The 23,641-nt window shown below is 40.5% G+C and carries 21 protein-coding genes; 19 read left to right on the top strand and 2 right to left on the bottom strand.

Annotated features, from left to right (window positions below):
* The first annotated feature begins 119 nt into the window (after nucleotides 1-119).
* Entirely contained in the window at nucleotides 120-482 is a 363-nt protein-coding gene (locus OCV61_RS15110) for an ArsR/SmtB family transcription factor (RefSeq protein ID WP_158422523.1), read from the top strand.
* Nucleotides 483-1,857: 1,375 nt separating this feature from the next.
* Here OCV61_RS15110 and OCV61_RS15105 read toward each other — a convergent pair.
* Nucleotides 1,858-2,901 carry a LacI family DNA-binding transcriptional regulator gene (locus OCV61_RS15105; protein WP_262583145.1) on the bottom strand — a complete coding sequence of 348 codons (1,044 nt, stop codon included), beginning with the start codon at nucleotides 2,899-2,901 and terminating at the stop codon, nucleotides 1,858-1,860.
* A 353-nt stretch (nucleotides 2,902-3,254) separates the two neighbouring features.
* Between OCV61_RS15105 and OCV61_RS15100 the strand changes: the two genes are divergently transcribed.
* The 8 genes from OCV61_RS15100 to OCV61_RS15065 all read left to right on the top strand — a co-directional run bounded on the left by OCV61_RS15100 (nucleotide 3,255) and on the right by OCV61_RS15065 (nucleotide 11,685).
* Nucleotides 3,255-4,226 (top strand): ABC transporter substrate-binding protein, encoded by a 972-nt coding sequence (locus OCV61_RS15100; protein ID WP_158422521.1) that lies wholly within the window; start codon nucleotides 3,255-3,257, stop codon nucleotides 4,224-4,226.
* Between the two features lie 84 nt (nucleotides 4,227-4,310).
* Nucleotides 4,311-5,849: a sugar ABC transporter ATP-binding protein gene (locus OCV61_RS15095; protein ID WP_158422520.1), complete on the top strand. Its 1,539-nt coding sequence runs from the start codon at nucleotides 4,311-4,313 to the stop codon at nucleotides 5,847-5,849.
* The gene (locus OCV61_RS15090) at nucleotides 5,830-6,780 is read left to right on the top strand and encodes an ABC transporter permease (protein WP_158422519.1); all 951 of its coding nucleotides are present in this window, start codon (nucleotides 5,830-5,832) and stop codon (nucleotides 6,778-6,780) included. The genes OCV61_RS15095 and OCV61_RS15090 overlap by 20 nt, the downstream gene beginning before the upstream one ends.
* Before the next feature lie 11 nt (nucleotides 6,781-6,791).
* Nucleotides 6,792-7,790 carry an ABC transporter permease gene (locus OCV61_RS15085; protein WP_262583143.1) on the top strand — a complete coding sequence of 333 codons (999 nt, stop codon included), beginning with the start codon at nucleotides 6,792-6,794 and terminating at the stop codon, nucleotides 7,788-7,790.
* A gap of 2 nt (nucleotides 7,791-7,792) precedes the next feature.
* The gene (locus OCV61_RS15080) at nucleotides 7,793-9,304 is read left to right on the top strand and encodes an FGGY-family carbohydrate kinase (RefSeq protein ID WP_158422517.1); all 1,512 of its coding nucleotides are present in this window, start codon (nucleotides 7,793-7,795) and stop codon (nucleotides 9,302-9,304) included.
* Nucleotides 9,305-9,310: 6 nt separating this feature from the next.
* Nucleotides 9,311-9,940, top strand: a complete 630-nt coding sequence (hxlA, locus tag OCV61_RS15075) for a 3-hexulose-6-phosphate synthase (protein WP_158422516.1) — start codon at nucleotides 9,311-9,313, stop codon at nucleotides 9,938-9,940.
* Nucleotides 9,941-10,126: 186 nt separating this feature from the next.
* Complete coding sequence (locus OCV61_RS15070; protein WP_158422515.1) at nucleotides 10,127-10,813, top strand: L-ribulose-5-phosphate 4-epimerase; 687 nt, start codon at nucleotides 10,127-10,129, stop codon at nucleotides 10,811-10,813.
* 23 nt (nucleotides 10,814-10,836) lie between these two features.
* Entirely contained in the window at nucleotides 10,837-11,685 is an 849-nt protein-coding gene (locus OCV61_RS15065) for an L-ribulose-5-phosphate 3-epimerase (RefSeq protein ID WP_158422514.1), read from the top strand.
* 101 nt (nucleotides 11,686-11,786) lie between these two features.
* Here the strand turns inward: OCV61_RS15065 and OCV61_RS15060 are convergent, their stop codons facing one another.
* On the bottom strand, nucleotides 11,787-12,812 hold the full coding sequence (locus OCV61_RS15060) for a LacI family DNA-binding transcriptional regulator (protein WP_158422513.1): 1,026 nt from the start codon (nucleotides 12,810-12,812) through the stop codon (nucleotides 11,787-11,789).
* A gap of 465 nt (nucleotides 12,813-13,277) precedes the next feature.
* Here OCV61_RS15060 and OCV61_RS15055 point away from each other — a divergent pair, with 465 nt between their 5' ends.
* From OCV61_RS15055 to deoC (OCV61_RS15010), 10 genes are all read left to right on the top strand, one after another.
* Nucleotides 13,278-14,045, top strand: a complete 768-nt coding sequence (locus OCV61_RS15055; RefSeq protein WP_158422512.1) for a GolD/DthD family dehydrogenase — start codon at nucleotides 13,278-13,280, stop codon at nucleotides 14,043-14,045.
* Between the two features lie 18 nt (nucleotides 14,046-14,063).
* On the top strand, nucleotides 14,064-14,846 hold the full coding sequence (locus tag OCV61_RS15050) for an SDR family NAD(P)-dependent oxidoreductase (RefSeq protein ID WP_158422511.1): 783 nt from the start codon (nucleotides 14,064-14,066) through the stop codon (nucleotides 14,844-14,846).
* Between the two features lie 202 nt (nucleotides 14,847-15,048).
* Nucleotides 15,049-16,041 carry an ABC transporter permease gene (locus OCV61_RS15045; RefSeq protein WP_158422510.1) on the top strand — a complete coding sequence of 331 codons (993 nt, stop codon included), beginning with the start codon at nucleotides 15,049-15,051 and terminating at the stop codon, nucleotides 16,039-16,041.
* A 131-nt stretch (nucleotides 16,042-16,172) separates the two neighbouring features.
* Entirely contained in the window at nucleotides 16,173-17,192 is a 1,020-nt protein-coding gene (locus OCV61_RS15040; protein WP_262583139.1) for a sugar ABC transporter substrate-binding protein, read from the top strand.
* Between the two features lie 84 nt (nucleotides 17,193-17,276).
* Nucleotides 17,277-18,848, top strand: a complete 1,572-nt coding sequence (locus tag OCV61_RS15035; protein ID WP_158422508.1) for a sugar ABC transporter ATP-binding protein — start codon at nucleotides 17,277-17,279, stop codon at nucleotides 18,846-18,848.
* 1 nt (nucleotide 18,849) lies between these two features.
* Nucleotides 18,850-19,557 carry a deoxyribose-phosphate aldolase gene (gene deoC, locus OCV61_RS15030; protein WP_158422507.1) on the top strand — a complete coding sequence of 236 codons (708 nt, stop codon included), beginning with the start codon at nucleotides 18,850-18,852 and terminating at the stop codon, nucleotides 19,555-19,557.
* A 45-nt stretch (nucleotides 19,558-19,602) separates the two neighbouring features.
* On the top strand, nucleotides 19,603-21,135 hold the full coding sequence (locus OCV61_RS15025; RefSeq protein ID WP_158422506.1) for a xylulokinase: 1,533 nt from the start codon (nucleotides 19,603-19,605) through the stop codon (nucleotides 21,133-21,135).
* Nucleotides 21,136-21,146: 11 nt separating this feature from the next.
* Nucleotides 21,147-22,175, top strand: a complete 1,029-nt coding sequence (locus tag OCV61_RS15020) for an aldose 1-epimerase family protein (RefSeq protein ID WP_158422505.1) — start codon at nucleotides 21,147-21,149, stop codon at nucleotides 22,173-22,175.
* Between the two features lie 16 nt (nucleotides 22,176-22,191).
* Nucleotides 22,192-22,860, top strand: a complete 669-nt coding sequence (gene deoC / locus OCV61_RS15015; protein ID WP_158422504.1) for a deoxyribose-phosphate aldolase — start codon at nucleotides 22,192-22,194, stop codon at nucleotides 22,858-22,860.
* Between the two features lie 83 nt (nucleotides 22,861-22,943).
* Entirely contained in the window at nucleotides 22,944-23,627 is a 684-nt protein-coding gene (gene deoC / locus OCV61_RS15010) for a deoxyribose-phosphate aldolase (protein WP_158422503.1), read from the top strand.
* The last annotated feature ends 14 nt before the right edge of the window (nucleotides 23,628-23,641 follow it).

Genomic DNA, 23,641 nt, shown 5'->3' with positions numbered 1-23,641 from the left:
TATACCATGTCCAGTGAGGAGTTATTTGTTTTTAGGTAACAAAAAATGCCGTATTTATGCGGTGTTGTGGCGTTTCGCAAACGCCTATTTAAATTCAAAAGAAAGAGAGGAGAAACCGTATGGAGGAAAAGGGTCTTGAGGTGTGTGATTGTTTTGAAGTACATGAGGATCTTCTGAAGACCGTGAATGATACCATGCCGGAAGAAACAGAGTTATATGATCTGGCAGAGCTATTTAAGGTATTTGGGGATTCCACCAGAATACGGATTCTGTTTGTCCTTTTTGAAGCAGAGGTGTGTGTCTGCGATCTGGCCAGGGTATTGAATATGAATCAGTCTGCTATTTCCCATCAGCTTCGGATCCTGAAGCAGAATAAGCTGGTAAAGAGCCGCAGGGAAGGAAAATCCATTTTTTATTCCCTTGCAGATGAGCATGTGCGGACCATCATTGACCAGGGCCGGGATCATATTGAGGAAGACTGAGAAAGCTTTTGGCTGTAAAAAACAAATGGATAAGAAATCCATGGAAATATTGAGAGCAGGTATATTGATTTACAGAAATGCATATGATATAATGCTGATAGGCAAAAAGAAATAATAAGTCTGACAAAGACAAAAAGAATGAAAGCCCTTGAAGTTGCAGCTTCTTGGGCTTTCTTCTTATTTTATTATAGTGGATAAGAAACCACTAGGCTAGAGTTGCCCTACTTGTCACCGTCTAACCATTTGCAAACATAATAGGCGGCTATGCTTGCCATAAAGGAGACAAGGAAAGAAATAATAATTGCTGACAAAGACGTTCACCTCCTCCCGTTGCCGGGTATCGGTTGGACAACATGGTTAGTATATCATAGGTTAGAACAATTTGGAATCCGGTACGGATTCTTGAGTTTCTGCAGTTTTATCCGCAAGACTACAATACTATTGTATTGAATATACATAGCTTTCAAAAAATACCCAAAATAAAAGGAATCCTACTCCTTTTTGATGTAAAATTAATTCACCACAAAAAAGTCGTACTAAACAAAAGAAGGAGGATTTTCTGGGGTTAATTTTACATCAAATGTAAAGAATGGGTGTCCCGATCAACCGGTCATTCACATTGATGATAGTGATATTGTGAAACCTGGCGGTTATAAATTCGACTCTCTTGACTGGGCACAGAAACTAAAAGCAACTATCATACAGGTAGCAGATTCTGGTTCGGGACAAAGCGTCCTGCATACTGTCAACTCTGTCTTAAGCTGGCCGTTTGAATTGATAAAAGATAAACCTCCCAAAGACCGGTTCCGGTGAGGCTTATTAAAGTGTCTTTATTTATAAAACTGCCACTCTATATTTTCTCAAAATTTGGTAGAATGGTACTTTGGAAGATTATACTCAGTGTTTTATTACAGTTTACGGAGACTCAATGGTACGGATTTATGTACCGGACATTTTTGATCATTGCATTTTTGTGCTTTTTTATTAGCTGAATATTTAGAACAGAAATTTGTCCGTCCATCTTTTTTTATATTTTCTTACAAATTGGACACCGGTTAAGAGAATATTTAAAATTCATCAATTCTACGATATCTCATCTGTATAATCTGCTAATTGAGTCCACAATATAAGCATCTAAATATTGACCCTTGTATTCACGTATAACTATAGGAATTGGCGTATCAATAAATGTTGGTAGCCAGCTATTAATTATATATTGCATTATTTTTGTATCTTCTGTTTTATCGTGAAGAGTTCCATATATTTTATGGTTTGTTAAACTGTCAATCAAGCAAAAGCCACACGAATAAAGGATTTGGCGCTTACTATCCCATTTAGTCAGCCCATCTATAAGCTGAATGAAAGGTTATAATCACTAAATAATATCTGCATTTTTGGCATGCTGCTTAGCTAAGCTTTCATGAATATGAAGTGTGGCTGGGATGGTATAATTTCTTTGGACTGGAGATTCATTGTTTTTTCTTGACAAAAGCAAATGAGCAGATGTTTGTCCAAATAAGTTAAGATTACGTTCCAAATAGGAGTAAGGAATATTCAAAATATCTATGAGGTCACTATAGTCAAAACCTATGCAATGAATATCTTTTCCTGGAACAATCCCATTTTCAAAAATTGCTTTAAAAAAACCCTTGGTTATAATTCTATTGCTGAGAAAGATTGCGTCTGGTAGATTGTTTTTTTGAATTTGCTGACAAGTATAGTCGTAAATGTCTTTGTGTGAAACAGAAAAATCATCTAAAAATAAATATTTTTTGTCTATCGGAATATTGGCATCAGACATAGCAAGCTGAAAGCCGTTATATCGTTCCTGACCAATCTGCAGTTTCATATCTGAGATGTATGCACCAATTTTTCTATATCCACATTCAATTAGTGTGTGTACGGCAGAATAGGCACCGGAAAAATTATCGGAATATACGCCATCCCAAGAAGTATTTGGGAAAATTCGGTCAATCAATACAACGGGTGCCTTGATATCTTTTACTGCGTCAGTAATCAATTGCGCATCTTTTGGGGTAGCAAAGCTGGAAGAGGTGGTTAAAAAAAGCCCGGATACTCTTTGCTGCTGAAGGGCGTACAATGCATGGAGCTCATCCTGAGGATTGTTATCAGTACAGCATAAAAGGATCGTATAGTCCGTTTTCTTAAGAACGTCATTGATCCCATGGACAATTGCTCCAAAAAAAGCACTGTCTACATCGGGCAGAATTAGGCCAATGACATTGTTTTTGTTTTTGTTAAGTGCACGTGCCATACAAGAAGGAACGTAGTTGTTTTCTTTCATTACTTTCAGAACCAATTGTCGTGTTTTTTCATTGACATTGGAGGCATTATTTAATACACGTGAAACAGTTGATTTTGAAACACCGGCAAGGGTGGCAATATCATTGATCGTCATAAATGGAATCTCCCATATAAAAAATAATAAAAGCATTTGTATACATTCTAATTCAATTTATTTATAAGTTCAATAGAAAAAATAGAACCGGTGTTATAAATATGGTTGAAAAAAGAATAAGCTTGATAAATAGCGTGAAATCGATACCATATTTACAACCATAAAAGCCAGTTAAAAAACATAAATGAAAAATCATATTATACATAATATACAAAAATAAAACAAAATAAATAGCAAAAATATAAAAAATAATATTTGCATCAAAAAGATATTGACAGTTAACACAGCGGGATGTACAATAAGCTCACAATGAAACCGATCCCATAAAATAAAACAGAAAGGAGAAAAGGGATATGAAAAAAAGAACACTGGTATTATTGATGATTGGAGCACTTACAACTACGGGAAGCGCAACTCTGGTAAATGCAGAAACATCGGAGGATGCGCCAAAGGAAACTTTTAAGGTTGGATTTGCTGAAAATACTTATACAGGCGACTGGAGAGCATGCGAAGTAGCAGACATTGAGGAAAAGGCAAAAGAGTATGGATATGAATTAGTCATGACCAATGCGGACCTCGATATTGAGAAACAGATTGGAGATGTGGAAGATTTAATTGCACAGGATTGTGATTTGATCGTAATTGTTCCAGTGGATGCAGAGGCAATTGCTCCGGCATTTGAAGCATGCAAAGAGGCAGGTATTCCTGTTATTGATATGGATACAGAATATACAAGTGGTGTGTTTGGAGAAGATTTTATTACAACGATCCGCTCTGACCAGTATGAACAGGGCAAGGCAGCGGGTAAATGGGTGGTTGATACTTATGGTACAGAGGATAGCGTTACTGTTCTTGAGATAACAGGAACTATGGGACAGTCTGATGCACAGAACAGACATAATGGCTTTGCAGATTATGTTGCAGATTATGATAACGTAGAGGTTATTACCCAGAGTGGAGATTGGAGCGCAACAACTGCTCAGAATGTTGTTCAGAATGTGGCTCAGACTTCTGAATTTGATGTTGTATACTCTCATGGCGGCGATATGATACCTGGAATTATTCTTGGATTGAAACAGGCAGGATTAAAACCGACCGAAGACGTGGGTGTAATTACTGTTGACAGCCCATTCCAGGTTCTGGATTCTATTAAAGATGGAGAGACAACAGCTGCAATTACATGTACACCTAGAGGTGGTGATACATTATTCTCCTGCATTGACAGCTATAGGACGGGCGAGGAATTGGAAGAGACTTATCTTGTTCCAATGAATACAATTACAAGTGATAATGTTGATGAAGTGTATGATTCAGAAGGATACTAATGCATCATTAAGATGGGGCTATCTTTACGATAGCCCTGTCGTGTTCATACACAATTAAAATATCTAAGAAGGAGGTTGGACTTAATGCATGCAGATGGCTATCTTTTGGAAATGGACCATATAAAAAAATCATTTCCAGGTGTAAAAGCATTAGACGATGTACAACTGAAAGTAAAGCCTGGGGAAATTCATGCTTTAATGGGAGAAAATGGCGCCGGTAAATCCACCTTGATCAAAATACTAACAGGCGTTTATAAAGCAAGCGCCGGTGTAATTAAAATTGAAGGAAAAGAGGTTAATATAAATAATGTTCAACAGGCGCAACAAGCTGGCATTAGTGCGGTTTTTCAGGAACTAAACATGATTCCGTATTTAAGCGTTGCTGAAAATATTTTTTTGGGAACATATCCAATTAATTCCGGGAAAAACATTATGTGGAAGAAAATGGAAAAAGAGGCACAAGCCCTTCTTGATGACATTGGACTGGATATTGAGGCAGGTGCACAGCTTGGAACATTAGGAACGGCGACACAACAGATGGTTTCAATCGCCAGAGCGGTAAGTCGTAATTGTAAGATATTGGTGCTTGACGAGCCGACATCTTCACTTGATTCCAACGAGGTGCAACAGTTATTTAAGATCATGCGTCGCCTGAAAAATAAAAATATAGGCATTATTTTCATATCCCATCGTTTAAATGAGGTTTATGAAATATGTGAAAACGTAACTGTTTTACGAGACGGAAAATATATAGGTTCTTGGCGTATCTCAGAAATCGGTAATGAAGAATTGGTAACGTCTATGGTTGGAAGAAAGGTCGAGAATGAAAAGACTGTCAGAGGCAAAACTACCTTTGATGAAGATTATCTGTTAGAAGTGAAAGATCTTGCTTGTTTTCCAAAAGTAAAAAAAGTAACTTTTGGGGTGCATAAAGGTGAAATACTGGGGCTGACAGGATTGCTTGGATCTGGAAGATCAGAAACAGCTCAATTGATTTTTGGATGTAATCTGCTTCAAAATGGCAAAATTGTTTATAAAGGAAAAGAAATACAAAAGCAGACCCCTAGAAAAGCTATTTCAATGGGAATGGCATTTTGTACAGAAAACCGTCGTGAAGAAGGAATTATTCCTGACATGTCTATTAGAGATAATATCGTATTGTCTTCGCTGAAACGATTGTCAAAGAAGGGTGTTGTCAGAAATAAAGAGAGAGATGAGGTTGTTAAACGTTACATAGACCGTTTGAAAATAAAAACCCCAAGTGAGGAAAAGAGAATCCGCCTTCTTTCTGGAGGAAATCAGCAAAAAGTAATATTAGCCAGATGGCTTGCTACAGAACCTGATTTAATTATTCTCGATGAGCCGACCAGAGGGATCGATGTCGGTGCAAAGCAAGAGATAGAAAAATTAGTAAGAGAATTTGTAAAACAGGGAATTAGTATTATTTATATTTCCTCGGAAATTTCTGAGCTTGTGCGTAATTGTGATAGAGTAGTTGTTTTGAGTGATGGCTGTGCTACTGGAGAATTAGTAGGAGATGAGATATCTGAAGATAATATTCTTGCCATGATTGCAGCCGGCAGCGCGTCAAAAGGAGGAGAAAATGTGGCAGAAAAAAATTGATATTGTGAAGATAGCCAGAAAGTATGGCGCGGTCATATTTTTTTTCCTGTTGTTTCTGTTTAATTGTGTGACAACAACAAATTTTATAAGAATAAACACAATACAAAACTTATTTATACAAAGTTTCCCAATTTTGCTCATTAGTTTTGGTATGACTCTGGTTATAGCTACAGCTAATATTGACATATCGGTGGGTTCCGGTATGGCATTAGCTGCTATGATTTTTGCGTTGACAATCAGTGCTGGTCTGCATCCGGTTTTGGCATTTTTGATTACGCTTATTGTTGGAGGCTTTTTTGGCTGGATTTGCGGAGTGTTAGTTGCAAAATATGATATACAATCTATGATCGTAACGATGGCGATGATGTACATATTAAGAGGTATTGCAAAAGGAATGTATGGTGGCTCTACCGTTATGTTTAAAAATGATTTTTTATCAACGTTATCATATTATCGAATTGGTGATGTTATACCTGTTCATGTGGTAATCATGTTGATCATATTTGCAATACTCTGGTTTGTTGTAGAGAAAACAAGATATGGCACATATGTAGAAGCGGTTGGAAATAATCCAAAAGCTGCAGGCATATCGGGCGTATCTGTTTCCGGGATTCTGATTTCGGTATATGTCATTAGTGCATTATTAGCTGTTATTGCTGGTGTTGAACAGGGAATTATGGTAATGCAGGCAGATTCTTCTAATATTGGTTTAACGAAAGAATTTGATGCGATTGCAGCAACTGTAGTTGGAGGAACACCTATGAGTGGGGGCAAGGCGAATTTGACAGGAGCTCTTTTCGCTGCGCTATTGCTTCAGCTGATCAACATGATGGTAAACATGAATAATATTTACTATGCGCTTGCTTATATAATTAAAGCAATACTTATAATTGCTGCTGTATTAATTAATACTTACATAGGGCAGAAATAGAGGTGATGCATATGGGAAAAATAAATGTGAAAACTACTGCGAAATTGGGACATAAATTGGCAAAGAACAGTACATTGATAGGTGTATTGGTTGTTGTTTTGATAGGATGTTTGATCAATGGCAGAGTGTTTTTATCTATTGATAATATTGCAAATGTAGGCAGGCAGGCGACTATTCGTGGACTTTTGGCATGTGGTATTTCGTTAACTATCATATGTGGAACAATTGATCTGAGCATCAGTACTTTATTTCCGCTTTGTGGTTTGGTATGCTTATACTTCTCGAATTATTCGGTTGTGCTTGCGTTTGCTATGCCGCTATTAGTTGCTGGTACTATAGGAACACTTAATGGATTGCTTATTACAAAAGGAAAATTACATCCATGGATTGTTACTATAGCTGTGCAATTGGGATTGAATGGCGTGAATTTAATGCTGACCCAAGGAAATACTTATAAACCGAGTAATATGAGTAGTGCGTTAAAAAGCTTTGGTAATTTTTCTGTTTTAAAAACGATTGATATAGAATTAATCTGTTTTGTAGTGCTATATGTCATCATGAGCCGATTGGTTAAGTCAAAACCAGCATTTCGCAGTATGTATGCTGTAGGAGCCAGCGAGGAATCGGCAGTGATGATGGGAGTCAATGTGAATAAGACAAAAATGCTGGCACATATTTTATGCAGCTTATTTGCAGGAATTACAGGTATTTTGCAAGTTTCATCTTCAGGAGCCGGGAAAGTAACTTCTGGAAGTGGTTATGAAATGTATGCAATTGCGGCATGTGTTTTAGGAGGAATTCACTTAGCCGGAGGACGTGGCAAGATTATCGGAGCATTTTGGGGGGCGTGGATATTAGCATTTTTAAATAACATATTTAATATGCAGCAATATGTAAATCCGATCTGGTATCAAGTTGTTGTTGGTTTGCTGGTAATTATTGTAGTTTTTGCACAGGCATTAAGCAATAAGATGCACGCCGGATTTAAGAAAGAAACGACGAGGATATAGTTATGAAAAAGTATCTTCTGGGTGTTGATAATGGCGGAACTTATATTAAAGCAGCGATTTATGACAAAAAAGGAAAACGGCTTGGAATAGCAAGACAATATAATGAGGTATTAAAACCTAAACCTGGGCGAACAGAGTATGACCAGGAAAAGCTTTGGGAAATCAATTGCAATTGCATAAAAAATGTAATAACAGAGACTGGAGTAGATCCTAATGAAATTGCATGTATTGGCATTGCAGGACAAGGCTGTGGCTTTTATGCGGTTGATCGTTTTGGAAAAAGCATCCGAAATGCTATTACATCTGCGGATGCGAGAGCTGAGGAAATTGTAGAACAATGGAAAAAAGATGGTACAGATAAAAAGGCATACAGCAAAATTTATCGACATTCATCACCTGTTCATTTAAATGCTCTTTTGGCATGGCTGAAAAAATATGAACCGGAAAATTATGCAAAAATAGGCTATTTATTCTCTATGAAAGATTTTTTGGCATTTCGTTTTACCGGAAATGCCATTGCAGGACAAGGGTGTCAGTCAGTGAGTGGTTTAATGGATCTCTCCAAGGGAGAATTCAGCAAAGAATTGGGGATTTTATTTGGAATCGAAGAAATGACAGATAAGTTTGGAAGACTTTGCTGGGATTTTGAAGAGGCTGGACGTCTGACTAGCGAAGCGGCTTTGCAATGTGGGTGTGTTCAGGGGACACTGGTGGCCGCGGGTTCTCATGATGTTATTGCTTCAGCTTTGGCAATGGGAATTTTAGATTCCAGGCTTTGCTTTATGATAACAGGTACTCATGGAATAAACGGTTATATTTCTAATGAGCCTATACTGAATGGAACTATAAAATATAATGAGTATTTTGCGTTTCCTGGACAATTTTTAATCGAGGAAGGATATCCAACATCTTCGGGAACTCTGGAGTGGGTAATAACAACACTATACGCAGACCGTCAGGAAAAGTCTTCTGATCTATATGATGAGATTAATCATAATGTGGAAAGCGTTAACCCGGATAGTTCCAATTTACTATTTTTGCCATTTTTGCAGGGTAATCGAGATAATCCAGATGCTGCAGGCACTTGGATAGGTCTTAGGCCAGAGCACACGCGAGCCCATATGTTGAGAGCTGTTTATGAGGGTGTGGCTTTTTCACATCTCCTCCAGATGGAACATTTATTTGCTAATCGGGAAAAACCGGAGATTATTCGCATGGCTGGTGGTGCTACGGCATCGAGAGTATGGATACAGATTTTTGCAGATGTATTTGGCATTCCGATTGAAATTGTACCTAATGAAGAGATGGGCACCAAGGGTGCGGCGATTGTTGGAGCAGTGACCTCTGGACTTTATAGGGATGTTCGAGAAGCGGTAAATGAAATGACGCAGCAAGGTGAAATTTTTTATCCTATAGAAGACAACTTTAAGATTTATCAAAAAAAGATTGCGGTATTTAAGAAGATAGTTGAGAATCTTGATCCATTATGGTGCGCATATGGACGAGAGGAGTAGGAGGTTATGGTGAAATTACAGGCAGCAATTGATTATACAAATATTGAAGAAGCATTTGCTCTTATGGAAAAGATCGAACCATATATTGATATTATCGAAATTGGAACCATGTTGGGGTTGTGCGAAGGATTTTCAGCACTGGGAAAAATGAAACAGAAATATCCACATAAGAAAGTTTTATGTGATGCTAAGCTGGTTGATGGTGGATACGATATCGCATCCTATGCTTATGACGCTGGAGCTGATATTGTAACAACAATTGGAATGACGAATAATGAAACTTGTAGTGGCGTGGTTCGGGCAGCACATGAACGTGGGAAAGAAGCAATGGTTGATATGATAGGTGTTGCGAATTTAGCAGAACGAGTGCAGGAATTAGATGCAATGGGATTTGACTATATTTTGGTGCATACTGCGCATGATATGTTAAATTGCATTAGCGCACCACTTGAAGCATTAAAGGTGATTAAAGCTAATGTCAAAAATGCCAAAGCAGGGATTTCTGGTGGAATAACAGTAGATCAAATGCCAGATATTGTTGCGGGAAAACCTGATTGGGTAGTTGTAGGGAGTGCTTTATACACAGCAAAAGACCCTTTGCTGGTTGCAAAGTCAATGAAAGAATATATGAAATAAAATTTGAGAACAGATTATTTAATACCACTTCCAATGCATGAGAAGGTTGTTGCTGTACTGTACGGCTGCGTTTATGCCGGAGGGGAAATTCTTTCAGTGAGTACTTTCATACAGTGCTTCTACACATCTGATAATATCGGTTCCTTTCACATGCAGATGGAATATGTTTAACTATTGAGGTGCAAGATGTTAGAGGAATTAAAACAGCGGGTTTATGAGGCAAATATGCTTCTTCCGCAATATGGCTTAGTTACTTTTACCTGGGGAAATGTTAGTGAGATTGACCGCAAAAGTGGAATCTTTGCAATCAAGCCTAGTGGCGTTGCTTATGACAAACTAAAACCGGAAGATATGGTTCTAGTGGATCTGAATGGAAATAAAGTGGAAGGAAAATATAATCCTTCGTCCGATACATCCACCCATGTGAAACTATATAAAGCATTTGCACACATTGGCGGTATTGTACATACTCATTCTCCGTGGGCAACCAGTTGGGCGCAGGCGGGAAGAGGGATTCCTTGCTACGGAACCACACATGCCGACTATTTCTATGGTGAGATACCATGTGCGCGTAATCTGACGAAAGAGGAATTGAAAGATTATGAAGTTAACACGGGTGTGCTGATTGCAGATCTTTTCAAGGACAAAGATTACGAAGCGATTCCAGGTGTACTGTGCAAAAACCATGGTCCCTTTACCTGGGGAAAAGACGGACACGAGGCGGTTCACAATGCGGTTGTAGTTGAGGAAGTAGCCAAGATGGCGGCTCATTGCGAAATGATCAATCCAAATGTAAAACCAGCTCCGCAGGAGCTATTGGATAGGCATTATTTCAGAAAACATGGAGCAAATTCATATTATGGACAAAAGTAATTTATTAGTGTAAGGGCGATGCTATGAAAGCATATGAAATAGGCTTGTATGAAAAGGCAGTTCGAAACAGTTTAAGCTGGAAAGAAAAACTGATTTGTGCTAGAGAGTGTGGCTATGACTATTTGGAGATGTGTATTGACGCTAGCGAGGAACGCATTCAGAGAGTTTATATGAGCACCTCAGAAAGATTTGAACTGCTAAAAACAATGAATGAGGCAGCACTCCCGATCCGGTCTATGAGTGTCAGCGCTTTGACGAAGTATGCGCTTGGCGATCCTGATCCAGAAATCAGAAACCGTGGTGTTGAGATTATGGAAAAATCTATAGAATTGGCGGCAGATCTTGGAATACGTACGGTTATGCTTCCTGGCTACGATATTTATTATGGAGAGTCTAGCGTTGAAACAAAAAGATTATTTTTGGAAAATATTACACATGCAGCGGAAGCTGGTGAACGGCTGGGCGTTCTTTTGGGATTTGAAACCATGGAAAACGAATTTATGAACACAGTTGGAAAAGCGATGAAATATGTGAGCCTGGTAAATTCGACATATATGAAGATATATCCGGATGCTGGAAATATAACCAATGCAGCTGTTCTGCATAAGCATGACGCAATGGAAGATCTTACCCTTGGAAGAGGAAATCTTATTTCGCTCCACCTTAAAGAAACAAAACCAGGTATTTTTCGTGAGGTGCCATTTTTGGAGGGCCATGTAGACTTTGAAAAAATCATTCAAACTGCCTGGAGCCTGGGGGTTCGCCGGTTTGTGACGGAACTTTGGGATGTGGGACAGGACACCTGGAAAGAGGATGTTTGTTTTGCTAACAGAAGTATGCGAAAGATTCTTGACAAACAACAACAGTATTAATAGGAAATAGGCAAATACATAATAAAAATAAGCTGCGGTACTTCCGGCTTCACGCCGGTACATACCGCAGCTTTTGTCTGTGAAAAAGCTGGGCAGGAATCTTATAAAAGTTCCCGGGTGATGATCTGGATTGGAATCTCATAAAAGTAATCGGCAGGCTTCTGGGCAAGCATCAGGTACTCGAAAAGCTGCTTCACGATCTGATATCCCTGTTCCTGGGCATTTTGTGCGATCACAAAATCCAGACAGCCATCCTGCAGCATCTGGGCAGACTCCGGAACCAGGTCATGACAGATCATCTTTACAGGGTGGGAAATATTGGCAATAGAAAGTGCCTGTTGTACGCCACGGCATCCATTGCCAGACAGGTAAAAACCCATCAGATCCGGATAACGGTTCAGGTAACTTAAGGCAATACGGAAGGCATCCTCCTGCTTATCTTGATTCTCTTCTGTGCCAATGATCTGGATCTCGTTAAGAGATTGGAACAGGCGGCTGCAAAATCCATCCAGCCGTTCTGTATGACAGGTAAGGGAATGGGAACTGATGATCACACCAATCTTCCCACCCTGAGGGAGCAGCTTCTCCATAAGACCAGCGGCAACAGTACCAGCTTTCTTATGATCTTGTCCTACATAGCAGAAACCGTGCAATTCTTCAATAGGAGAATTAAAGGTAAGGATATGGATGCCATTTTGCTCCATTTGGTTGATTTTCTTGATCACTTGAGGATCATCAATAGGAATCATTGCCAGGCCGTTTACATTTTCGGCTTCCATTTGGAGAAGTAGTCCCATAAACTCCACAGGCTCCAGGGAGGTAAGCATCTTAACTACTACTTCAAATCCAAAAGGAGCATACTCTGCCTGGGCTTTGTGGATTCCTTTCAGAAGAACCTGAATAAAAGCATTATAATCCGGTGGAAGGATGATTCCGATCTTCATAGGATTCTTACTGTGCACAAGTGCTTTTCCAAGAAGATTGGGACGATAATCCATATTTTTTAATATAAATTCTACCCGCTCCCGTGTTTCTTTCTTAACACCGGGACGGTGATGTATTACTTTATCTACAGTTGCCCTGGATACATTTGCCAGCTGGGCAATCTCATTAATGGTAACAGCCATTGATCTTATCACCTCTTACTTCTACGGTACATATCCTGTGCTTCGGTCTTTGTAATGAGTTATGTTCCCGCTTGATATTAGAAAAATTTTAACACAAAACAGTCTGACAGGCAATAGCGTATGCTGGGAAAATTATAAATTATCGTATTGAGCACGAGCACAATATTCGTAAGAGAATAATAAAAAATGGTTTCTTTGAGAAAGACGCTTATGGTAAAAAGTGTGGAAAACGATAAAAACAATTGTGCAAAAAGCAATAAAACACATATTTAAGTAAAGATAAATAGTGAAAATAGATAAAAAACAGAATTGCTATTTATGATAATTGGATATTGCACACAAATATAATGTATGCTATATTGAAATTGTGCACGAGCATAATAAAACGCACATACAAAACAAATGTTTGTGAATGTAACAGAACCTATAAATGTAATAAAAATAAGCAAAATGGAGGGCTTAAAAATGGACTACAGGAATTTTGACATTAACTTTGGCGCTGACGGAAAGACAGTTCTGGTAACTGGTGCAGCAGAGGGGATCGGACAGGCAACTGCAATCATGTTTGCAAGAAAAGGAGCAAACATTGTGTGCTTTGACCTGAAAGAAGGAGAGCATACGAAAGAAGAAGTTGAGAAGCTTGGACGCAGATTTGTAAGTGTTGTTGGTGACATTACAAAGGATGAAGACATTAAACGAGCAGTAGATACCGCAATCCGGGAATTTGGAAAAATCGATGTGCTCATTAATTGTGCAGGCATCGGTATTCTTGAAAAGGTAGAAGAAGTAACAGATTCTATCTGGCAGAAAACTTTTGATGTAAATCTGACCGGAAGCTTTAAGATGACAAGAGAAGTGGGGAAAACCATGCTGAAGAACGGCGGTGGAAAAATTGTCTGCATTGCTTCTCAGGCCGGTGTAGTAGCTCTTGACAAGCATGTGGCATATGGCTGTACGAAGGCAGGTATCATCCAGCTTGTAAAACAGTGTGCACTTGAGTGGGCAAGATATAACATCAACATCAATGCAATTTCACCTACTGTTATCCTTACCGCTTTAGGCGAGATGAACTGGAATAATGCAGCTGGAGAAGCTTTTAAGCAGACCATTCCTGCAAGACGTTTCGGATATCCGGAGGAAGTGGCAGCGTGTGCTGTTTATCTGGCAAGTGATGCAGCAAGCCTGATCAATGGCGCAAATATTGTAATTGACGGTGGATTTACCATCGGCTAAATAAGGGGGAAGAAAATCATGACAGAAAAGAGAGTAGCTATCGTTACAGGCGGTACAAGAGGTATGGGACATGCAATGAGTGTGGCTCTTGCAAAAGCTGGATATATTGTAAATGCTGTATATCATTCTAACCAGGAAAGCGCATTAAAAACTGAGAAGGAACTGCAGGAGATTCAGCCTGAATGCCAGGTGATCTGCGGAGATGTTTCCAGCCAGAAAGCAGCAGAGGCTATTGTTGCTCAGGTTACAGACAAATGGGGCAGAGTGGATGTTCTTGTAAATAATGCGGGGATTTTTGATTTCTGCTATATCGAAGATATGACAGAGGAGTACCTGGATCGTATTCTTGGGATTAACTTTAAGAGCCAGTTCTTTATGGTAAAAGCAGTTATTCCGTGGATGAAGAAAAATAAATACGGACGTATTGTGAATGCATCTTCTATTTCAGGACATTTTGCGGACTGCGGCCTTGTAGGTTATGGAGCCAGCAAGGCAGCGGTAGATATGCTGACAAAGATTGGAGCAGGAGAACTTGGACCTTATGGAATCACGGTAAATGCATATGCACCTGGAATCATCCATACGGATATGACACATGCAATGATTACAGAGCGTGGAGATGAGCAGGTACAGGATCTGTGCCTTCAGAGATTTGGGACACCGGAAGATGCAGCTGCGCTTGTAAGTTTCCTTGTATCTGATGCAGCTGGTTATATTACCGGTGAGATCATTGGTGTAGACGGTGGTATGTTTAAGGTACAGAACGCATATCTGGCGTATAAGCGTGCTGAAACTGAGTGAAAGAATATAACCAATATTAGAGTGAAATGAGAAGAAAATGTTGATATTGCACAAATATATATAATAAATACTGTGTAAAATGTAAAAAATACTAAAAGGTATTTACAAGCAATAACAAATTGGTTATAATCAATTTAACAAAAACGCAAAGCGCACAAACCAGCGGAGGCGAAAAACAAAACACCATGAAAGGGGAAACGACATGAATGTAAAAGCAAAAAATAAGCCGGGAGGTGCTGGCAAGCTGAAAGAGCTTCTGGCGCATCAGGAAATGGTAGTGGTATTGGTAATCATTTTGCTGGCAATCTACTTATCTATTGTGAGGCCGGATTCATTCCCCACAACCATTAATATCTTCAATGTACTTAGACAGGCTTCACATTACGCAGTCCTTGCAGTAGGAATGGGGTTCGTAATCATCACAGGAGGAGTTGATCTGTCTGTTGGTGCAGTGATCGCCTGCTCCATATGTGTGGCAACATACGCAAACCTGAATACAGAGAATGGAGTTAATCCTTTCCTGGTTCTTCTGATCATCCTTGCAGTAGGACTTGTATTTGGTCTTCTCAATGGTGTTCTTGTAGCAAAGATCGGACTTCCACCGTTTATCGCAACAATGGGTGTTTTGAAAATAGGAAATGGTATCGCACTTCTTGTTTCTAACGGATCTCCGATTAAGTATGGAGAGTCCTGGATCAGTGTATTCGGTGGTTCTTATATCGGATCTATTCCGGTTTCCGTAATCTTTATGATCGTTGTTGTAGTACTGGCCTGGATGTTTGCGAAATATACAGTGCTTGGACGTAATATTTACGCTGTAGGATGTAATGAGAGGGCTGCAAAGCTTTCCGGTATTAATACTGAAAACGTAACGATTTTTGCGTACGCAGTCAGCGGACTGATGAGCGCTTTTGTAGGTCTTCTGATGCTTGGGCAGCTGAAACAGGCTGGCCCTTCCTATGGCGATGGTTATGAGTTGGATGCAATCGCAGCCTGTGTAATCGGTGGTATTTCCATGACAGGTGGTGAAGGAAATATCTTTGGTGTTATCCTTGGTGCCACATTGATGTCTCTGCTGAAGAACCTGTTCGTACAGGTGGCAGTGCCAGGATACTGGCAGACAGTTGTTCTTGGTATTGTTATCATCTTCTCTGTAGCAATTGATTGCTTCAGAAAGAAACGGGAAGCAAGATAAGAGTTTAAAACAAAAACCAATAAAGCAAAAAACTAAATAATGTAAGGTTTTTACATCAGTGGATGTTCAAAAACAATACAAAGAAAAGGGTGGGAAAAGCCCAACCCCAAAGTCGAAAGGAGAAGGGACTTATGAAGAAAAAAATGATAGCAATGCTGATGGCAGGTATGATGGCAGTAGCTGGTACGGGGGTAACAGCAATGGCAGATGACTTTGTGAAAGCAGAAGATCTTGAGGTACCGGCAGGAAAAACATTAAGAACACTTCCTGTTGACCAGGCAGCAGAAGACCCGATCAAAATTGCTTCAATTTGTGTTCAGAACAATCCATGGGGCGCAGCTGTTATGGTAGGACAGAACTACGCAAAAGAGGTTCTTGCTGACCGTAACTGTACAGTAGATGTTATCTCTGTAGAAAATTTTGAAGCTATGAACTGGACATCCACAATTGAGAACTGTATCGCTGCTAACTACAATGCGATCTGTATCTTCGGTGTATCTGATGAGCTTGATCCTGTTGTTAATCAGGCAACAGAGGCTGGAATCCTTGTATACTGCTTCAATGGTGACCTTCCGGACACAGATCGTACTGCATGGTTCGGAATGGATGATTATCAGGCAGGTGAGACCGCTGGTAACGCAATCAAAGACGCTGTGCCAGATGGTGGAAAATATGCGATCATCACAGGCAGCTTTTCTGTAACAGGTCACGAGAAACGTCGTACAGGATGCCGCTCCATTACAGACGAAGTGGAAGGACTGGAGCTTGTTGGTGAGTATGAGAACAATGATGATGCAAATACAGCATATAGCCTTACAACAGACCTTATCACAGCGAACCCGGATATCAAAGCGATCTATGTAACAGCTGGTGGTCCTTCAGGTGCAGCTCAGGCTCTGAAAGATGCTGGTATGGATGGCAAGGTTACACTGGTATGCCACGATGTTCTTGATGCAGTTGCTGATTATATCGCAGATGGAACAATCTCTGTTGCAATCGATCAGGATCCATTTAACCAGGGCTATCAGCCAGTTGTATCTGCATTCAATAAACTGGTTGCTGATCAGGATTGTGACGAAATCAATACCTATGATGCAGTTATCGCAACTCCGGATACAGTAAAAGATCAGTTCCCAGAATTATTTGAATAAAAACTGAGATATACATGGGGTGGGCGCTTCCTATTTCGGGATTGCTTAAGCGCCCGCCCTTATTTTAACAGACGGAGGCAGGATATGGAGCGAGAGATTATCTGTAAAATAGAAAACATTACAAAAGAATTTCCGGGTACGAAAGCCCTGGATCAGGTTTCTTTTGATATAGCAAAAGGAGAAATTCATGCGATTGTTGGTGAGAATGGTGCTGGAAAGTCTACCCTGATGAACATTCTTTCAGGTGTATATCATCCGGAAGGCGGACGGGTAATTTTTGAAGGTCAGGAATGCCATTTCGCAAGTACAAACGAGGCGAGACAGGCGGGAATTGCAATGATCCATCAGGAATTATCCCTTGCATCCCAGATGACTGCCGCCGAAAATGTGTTTATCAATCGTATGCCAAAAAACAGGTTCGGGTTCATTGATTATAAGAAGATGAACAATGACTGTATGGAATACCTGAAACGATTGAATGTAAGCTATATTTCACCAAAAACAAAGGCAAAGAATCTTAGTATTTCCGAGCAGCAGCTTCTGGAAATATCAAAAGCAATCTCTCTGAATGCACGAATGATCATTATGGATGAGCCGACATCCTCCCTTACAAGCTCTGAAGTTGAATTCCTTCTGCAGGTTGTTATGCAGCTAAGAGAACAGGGAGTATCTATTCTTTATATTTCCCATAAGCTGGAAGAAATCCGGAGAATTGCAGATACCATTACCGTGCTTCGTGACGGTCAGCACATCATCACAAAGCCGGCATCCCAGATGACGGAGCAGCAAATGGTGAATTACATGGTAGGACGTGAATTCCAGGGCGTTGGGAAACGTGATTTTATAAGAAATTATGAAGGACGTAAACCCATTCTGTCTGTGCGAAATCTTTATGATATGGCAGGGAAAGTGAAAAACGTTTCCTTTGACTTGTATCCGGGCGAGGTTTTAGGACTGACAGGTCTGGTGGGAGCAGGACGTACAGAAGTGCTTCAGTGTATTTTCGGAGCTAATAAAATGAAGTCCGGACAGATTTTCTGGAATGGGGAAGAGGTTCACATCAATGACTGTAATGATGCGATCAAGCTGGGAATTGGACTGATCCCGGAAGGCCGCAAGATTCAGGGACTTTTCCTGAAAATGTCTGTAAAAGAGAACGAGATGATCGTTTATGAGAAACAGAAAGCAAAAATGGGGATCCGAAATGTGCAGGAGAGTAACAGCATTGCCCAGGCTTACAGGGAAAAGCTGAGAGTAAAAACTCCTACATTGGATACGCCTGTTTCCAGTCTTTCAGGAGGAAACCAGCAGAAGACTATTGTTGCCAGATGGCTGATGAATGAGCCGAAAGTGCTATTTATGGATGAGCCTACCCATGGAATTGATATTGGTGCAAAAAATGAGATTTACAAGATTATTGATGATCTTGCAAAAGAAGGAGTAGCAGTTATCCTTCTGTCTTCTGAAATGCCGGAGATCCTTTCCCTGGCAGACCGTATCATGGTTATGCATCACGGATACAAGCGCGGTGAGCTGATGAACGATGAGGCAGATCAGGTTAAGATTCTTTCCTATACATTGGAAGATGCAGTGACACAGGACGAGTTGGACGACAGAAAACGTTCAGCTGAAGAATATGAGGAGGGAAGACACTAACATGAATAAAAAAATCACAGTACAGGATGTAGCAGATACTATTGACCATTCTCTGTTAAGACCGGATATTACAGTTGAAGGTTTGAAAGAAGGCTGTGCACTGGCTGCAAAGTATCATTGCATTTCTGTATGCGTCAGGCCATCTGATGTGGAAATCGCAGATAAAGAACTGAAGGGTACAGGCGTTCTTGTTACTACAGTTATCGGCTTTCCTCATGGTACCTGTACAAAGGAGACAAAGGTATTTGAAACAAAAGACGCTGTTGCAAAGGGCGCAGTGGAAGTAGATATGGTTATGAACATAGGCAGATTTCTTTCAGGAGAATACGACTATGTGGAGAACGAGATCGCAGAGGTTGCAGCCGCTGCTCATGAAGGTGGCGCACTTCTGAAAGTAATCTTTGAAAATTATTACCTTACAGAAGATCAGATTGTGAAAGCCTGCCAGCTTGCTAAAAATGCAGGGGCAGATTTTATCAAATCTTCTACCGGGTATGCAGGCGGCGGTGCAGTGCTTTCGGACATGCAGGTGATGGTTGATCATGCACAGGGGATGAAGGTTAAAGCAGCAGGCGGTATCCGCACACTGGATGACTGTCTGGCGCTGATGTCTATCGGAGTAGTACGCTGCGGAACCAGAGCTTCAGAGAAAATCCTTGGGGAAGCAAAAGAAAGAGAAGAAGCAGGAACTCTTTATTTAACTATTTAAAACTATAAAAATCCAGAGAGTTATATGCCGGAAAAGGAGGCTATTATGGGGAAAAAAATTATTGCATGGGATCTTGGAACCGGAGGAAATAAAGCATCATTGTATGATGAAGAAGGAAATTGCCTTGCGTCTGATTTTACTTCATATAATACCTATTATCCTGCTCATGGATGGCATGAGCAGCGCCCGGAGGACTGGTGGAATGCGGTTGTGCAAAGTACAGCAAAGCTTCTGAAGCGGTCAGGGGTGGATCCGGAAGAGATCATAGCCTGTGGAATTTCCGGGCATTCTCTTGGAACAGTACCCATTGGAGAAGATGGGGAACTTCTTCGGGAGTATACCCCCATCTGGTCTGATGGAAGAGCAATCAAAGAAGCTGATGAGTTTTTTAAGACCTATGATGAGAAAAAATGGTATCAGATGACAGGAAATGGTTTCACAGCAGGATTTTATACTGCATTTAAGATGATGTGGTATAGAAACCATGAACCTGAAATGTTTAAAAAAACAAAGAAAATTATCGGAACAAAAGATTATATTAACTATAAACTGACTGGCAGGATTTGTACAGATCCATCTTATGCATCCGGATGCGGAGTTTGGGATCTTCTGAAATGGGATTATTCAGAGGAATTGATGGACGCAATGGGATTTGACAGAGATCTTTTCCCAGAGGTGATCAAATCAACAGATGTGGTTGGCCTGATGTCAGAAGAAGCGGCAAGATGCCTGGGGCTGAAAGCTGGCGTAAAGGTTGTCTGCGGTGGTGTGGATAATTCCTGTATGGCACTTGGAGCAAAAGCTTTTAAAGAAGGACGGGCTTACAATTCCCTTGGCTCTTCCTCCTGGATCGCCGTATCCTCTACAGAACCATTATTAGATATAAATACAAGACCATATGTATTTACTCACGTAGTACCTGGCTTTTACGCATCTGCACTTTGTGTAACTGCAGGGGGAACAGCATTCCGCTGGTTCAGAGATCAGTTGGCACACGAGTTTACAGCAGCTGCAAAAGAGACTGGGGAGGATGAATACGATTATATGACCCGTGAGGCATCCAAATCCCCAGTAGGAGCCAACAGACTGATCTTTAATCCCAGTCTTGGAGGCGGAATGCCTATGAATAAAAGCTATAATTTAAGAGGATCTTATATTGGTTTGGATTTGATCCATACAAGGGCAGATGTGATCCGGGCAACCATGGAAGGCATCACTATGGGACTTCGTTCCTGTCTGGATGAGATTCGTAAGCTAACCAGTGTGGGAGATGAGATGCTTCTTGTGGGAGGCGGTTCCAAGTCTTCCTTGTGGAGACAGATCTATGCAGATATTTATGGAATGAATGTGGTGAAGACAAATATTGATCAGCAGGCAGCAGCTCTTGGCGCAGCAGCATGTGCAGCAGTTGGAGCTGGCATATGGAAAGATTTTGAACGGATCGATGCTCTTCATCAGGTAGAAGAATACGTAAAACCTATTCCTGAAAATATGGAATTTTATAATAAAGAGATGGATCTTTATAATCAGTTTACTGACATGCTTTGTGACATGGGAGACCAGCTTGCTAAGCTTTAAGGAGGATGTAAATGGAATTATATGGAAAGAAATTGACAAAAGAGGAATTTATGAAATATGTGGGTGATCCTTCACAGGTTGCTGATGCAAGGCCCTGTGTACTTTCAGAGGGAAAGGCGGATGGTGTTCGTGCTATTGAAGTGAAAACCGGAGGAGGACTGCATTTTACAGTCCTTCCAACAAGAGGCATGGATATTGCATGGGCAGAGTATAATGGAAAAGCACTTTCCTTTATCAGTAAAACAGGAGTAACACATCCGGCATATTTTGAAAAAGACGGATTATCCTTCCTGCGCGGATTCTTTTGCGGACTTGTCACAACATGCGGATTAACTTATTTTGGGGCACCTTGCGAGGATGATGGACAGTCTCTTGGGCTTCATGGAAGGATTAGTAATACACCGGCAGATGGTGTTTGCATTGAAAAATACTGGGACGGGGATGAGTATATCCTGAAGATCCGTGGACAGGTAAGAGAAAGCAGTGTGTTTGGCGAGAATATTGTTCTTATAAGAGAGATTGAGACAAAACTGGGAGGCAAAAGTCTGAAGATCACAGACAAGATCCAGAATCAGGGCTTTAACCAGCAGCCGTTTATGCTTCTTTATCACTGTAATTTTGGGTACCCGATCGTTAGTGAAAACACTATTTTGATAGAACCTAAAGGAACTGTAGTGACAGCAAGAGATAGTGAGGGCGTGGTTGAGAAATGCTTTGAATTTCAGAAGCCTACCCATGATTATGCAGAGCAGGTATTTTATCATAAGCTGCCAGGTAAGGAGACGAAAGCCGTCCTTTATAATCCGGATGTAAATCTGGGTGCATATGTAGCCTTTTCAACGGAACAGTTTTCTCATTTCGGAGAATGGAAGATGATGGGAGAAGGGGACTATGTAGTAGGGCTGGAACCGTCCAATGCGATTCCGGAAGGAAGAGACGTTGTGCGCAGACGTGGAGAGCTGGAATACATACAGCCTGGTGAGGAAAAATTATTTGAACTGGAAATCGGTGTAGTGGAGAAAGCACCGGAACAATTATGAAAAAGGAGTGTTGAGAATGAACGCATATGAAGCAGCTAGATTGATTGACATCAGTGCAGTCAGAACCCACCATGGACTGAAGGATATTCAGGAAGTGGTGGACATTGCAAAAAAATATAAGTTTATTAATGTACATGCTCTTCCAAGCTGGACCAAAACAGTAGCGGAACTGCTGAAGGATGAACCGGATATTTATGTTGGAGGTCCGGCAGGTTTCCCAGGTGGTGGTCATTGTACAGAGATTAAAGTAATGGAAGCGAAAAGACTGGTAGAAGATGGGGCCCAGGAGATCGACGTGGTCATGAACGTTGGAAAGCTGAAAAGCGACGAGTACGACTATGTAGAAAACGAACTGAAGGAAGTGCTCAGTGTGATCCCTTCCAATATCCTGACAAAGGTAATCATTGAGATCAACTGTCTTACAGATGAAGAAATGTTGAAAGCATGTGAGCTTGTGATCGCATCTGGAGCAGATTTTGTAAAAACAGGCACAGGCTGGGTACCTGCACCACTGGATCTGGATAGAATCCGCAAGATCAAAGACTTTACAAAAGGCAGGATCAAGTTGAAAGTAGCCGGCGGTATCCGTACAAAAGAGGATTTCCTTGCAATGGTTGATATGGGTGTGGAGCGTTTCGGCATTGGAACAAAATCAGCACTTGAGATCGTACAAAGTTTTGAATAAAATTGGAATACAAATTCCGTGATATAAACATATATAAAATAAAAATGACAGAAAATGACAGACAAAATCAGGAGGATGAAAAAATGAACATTAATGAGATTACAAGAGAGCAGCTGGCAGGTATGATCGACCATACATTTTTGAAAGCATATGCAACAAAGGCAGATTTTGAGAAGCTGTGTGGTGAGGCAAGAGAAAATGGATTTGCAATGGTAGCCATCAATTCTTATCCTGTCAAAATGTGTAAGGAACTTCTGGAAGGCTGCAAAGTACATGTTGGTGCTGCAATTTCTTTCCCTTTGGGACAGACTACCATTGAAACAAAGGCTTTTGAAACAGAGCAGGCTATCAAAGAAGGTGCAGATGAGATCGATTACGTGCTGAATATCGGCAAACTGAAAATGGGTGATGATGAGTACATCAAAAAAGAAATGGAAACTATCGTAGGAATCTGCCGTAAAGCCGGTGTTCTCTCAAAAGTAATCTTTGAGAATTGCTATCTGACAAAAGAAGAGATCAAGCGAGCAGCTCTGATCGCAAAAGAAGTAAAACCTGATTTTATTAAGACAAGTACAGGATTCGGTACTTCAGGGGCAACACCTGAAGATGTAAAACTGATGAAAGATATTGTTGGAGATGAAGTAAAGGTAAAAGCTGCCGGCGGTATCCGTGACTGGGAAACCTGTAAAAAGATGATCGATGCAGGCGCAGAGCGTATTGGCACCAGTAATGGCGTAACAATCTGTGAAGAATTTTCCAGACAATAATATAGCAAAAGTGT

Origin of the sequence: Blautia ammoniilytica (genome assembly GCF_025566965.1) — a bacterium.
Classification (GTDB): domain Bacteria; phylum Bacillota; class Clostridia; order Lachnospirales; family Lachnospiraceae; genus Blautia_A; species Blautia_A ammoniilytica.
The sequence above is the reverse complement of the archived record's forward strand: the minus strand, read 5'-3'. Positions and strand labels throughout refer to the sequence as shown.

Excerpts from the sequence above, each read along its gene's own strand:
- OCV61_RS15085 (WP_262583143.1), top strand. The coding sequence starts at position 6,792 with ATGGGAAAAATAAATGTGAAAACTACTGCGAAATTGGGACATAAATTG.
- OCV61_RS15020 (WP_158422505.1), top strand. The coding sequence starts at position 21,147 with ATGGAATTATATGGAAAGAAATTGACAAAAGAGGAATTTATGAAATAT.
- OCV61_RS15045 (WP_158422510.1), top strand. The coding sequence starts at position 15,049 with ATGAATGTAAAAGCAAAAAATAAGCCGGGAGGTGCTGGCAAGCTGAAA.
- OCV61_RS15070 (WP_158422515.1), top strand. The coding sequence starts at position 10,127 with ATGTTAGAGGAATTAAAACAGCGGGTTTATGAGGCAAATATGCTTCTT.
- OCV61_RS15050 (WP_158422511.1), top strand. The coding sequence starts at position 14,064 with ATGACAGAAAAGAGAGTAGCTATCGTTACAGGCGGTACAAGAGGTATG.
- OCV61_RS15100 (WP_158422521.1), top strand. The coding sequence starts at position 3,255 with ATGAAAAAAAGAACACTGGTATTATTGATGATTGGAGCACTTACAACT.
- deoC (WP_158422507.1), top strand. The coding sequence starts at position 18,850 with ATGAATAAAAAAATCACAGTACAGGATGTAGCAGATACTATTGACCAT.
- OCV61_RS15065 (WP_158422514.1), top strand. The coding sequence starts at position 10,837 with ATGAAAGCATATGAAATAGGCTTGTATGAAAAGGCAGTTCGAAACAGT.
- deoC (WP_158422504.1), top strand. The coding sequence starts at position 22,192 with ATGAACGCATATGAAGCAGCTAGATTGATTGACATCAGTGCAGTCAGA.
- deoC (WP_158422503.1), top strand. The coding sequence starts at position 22,944 with ATGAACATTAATGAGATTACAAGAGAGCAGCTGGCAGGTATGATCGAC.
- OCV61_RS15025 (WP_158422506.1), top strand. The coding sequence starts at position 19,603 with ATGGGGAAAAAAATTATTGCATGGGATCTTGGAACCGGAGGAAATAAA.
- OCV61_RS15055 (WP_158422512.1), top strand. The coding sequence starts at position 13,278 with ATGGACTACAGGAATTTTGACATTAACTTTGGCGCTGACGGAAAGACA.
- OCV61_RS15095 (WP_158422520.1), top strand. The coding sequence starts at position 4,311 with ATGCATGCAGATGGCTATCTTTTGGAAATGGACCATATAAAAAAATCA.
- OCV61_RS15060 (WP_158422513.1), bottom strand. The coding sequence starts at position 12,812 with ATGGCTGTTACCATTAATGAGATTGCCCAGCTGGCAAATGTATCCAGG.
- OCV61_RS15040 (WP_262583139.1), top strand. The coding sequence starts at position 16,173 with ATGAAGAAAAAAATGATAGCAATGCTGATGGCAGGTATGATGGCAGTA.
- OCV61_RS15090 (WP_158422519.1), top strand. The coding sequence starts at position 5,830 with ATGTGGCAGAAAAAAATTGATATTGTGAAGATAGCCAGAAAGTATGGC.
- OCV61_RS15110 (WP_158422523.1), top strand. The coding sequence starts at position 120 with ATGGAGGAAAAGGGTCTTGAGGTGTGTGATTGTTTTGAAGTACATGAG.
- OCV61_RS15080 (WP_158422517.1), top strand. The coding sequence starts at position 7,793 with ATGAAAAAGTATCTTCTGGGTGTTGATAATGGCGGAACTTATATTAAA.
- OCV61_RS15035 (WP_158422508.1), top strand. The coding sequence starts at position 17,277 with ATGGAGCGAGAGATTATCTGTAAAATAGAAAACATTACAAAAGAATTT.
- hxlA (WP_158422516.1), top strand. The coding sequence starts at position 9,311 with ATGGTGAAATTACAGGCAGCAATTGATTATACAAATATTGAAGAAGCA.
- OCV61_RS15105 (WP_262583145.1), bottom strand. The coding sequence starts at position 2,901 with ATGACGATCAATGATATTGCCACCCTTGCCGGTGTTTCAAAATCAACT.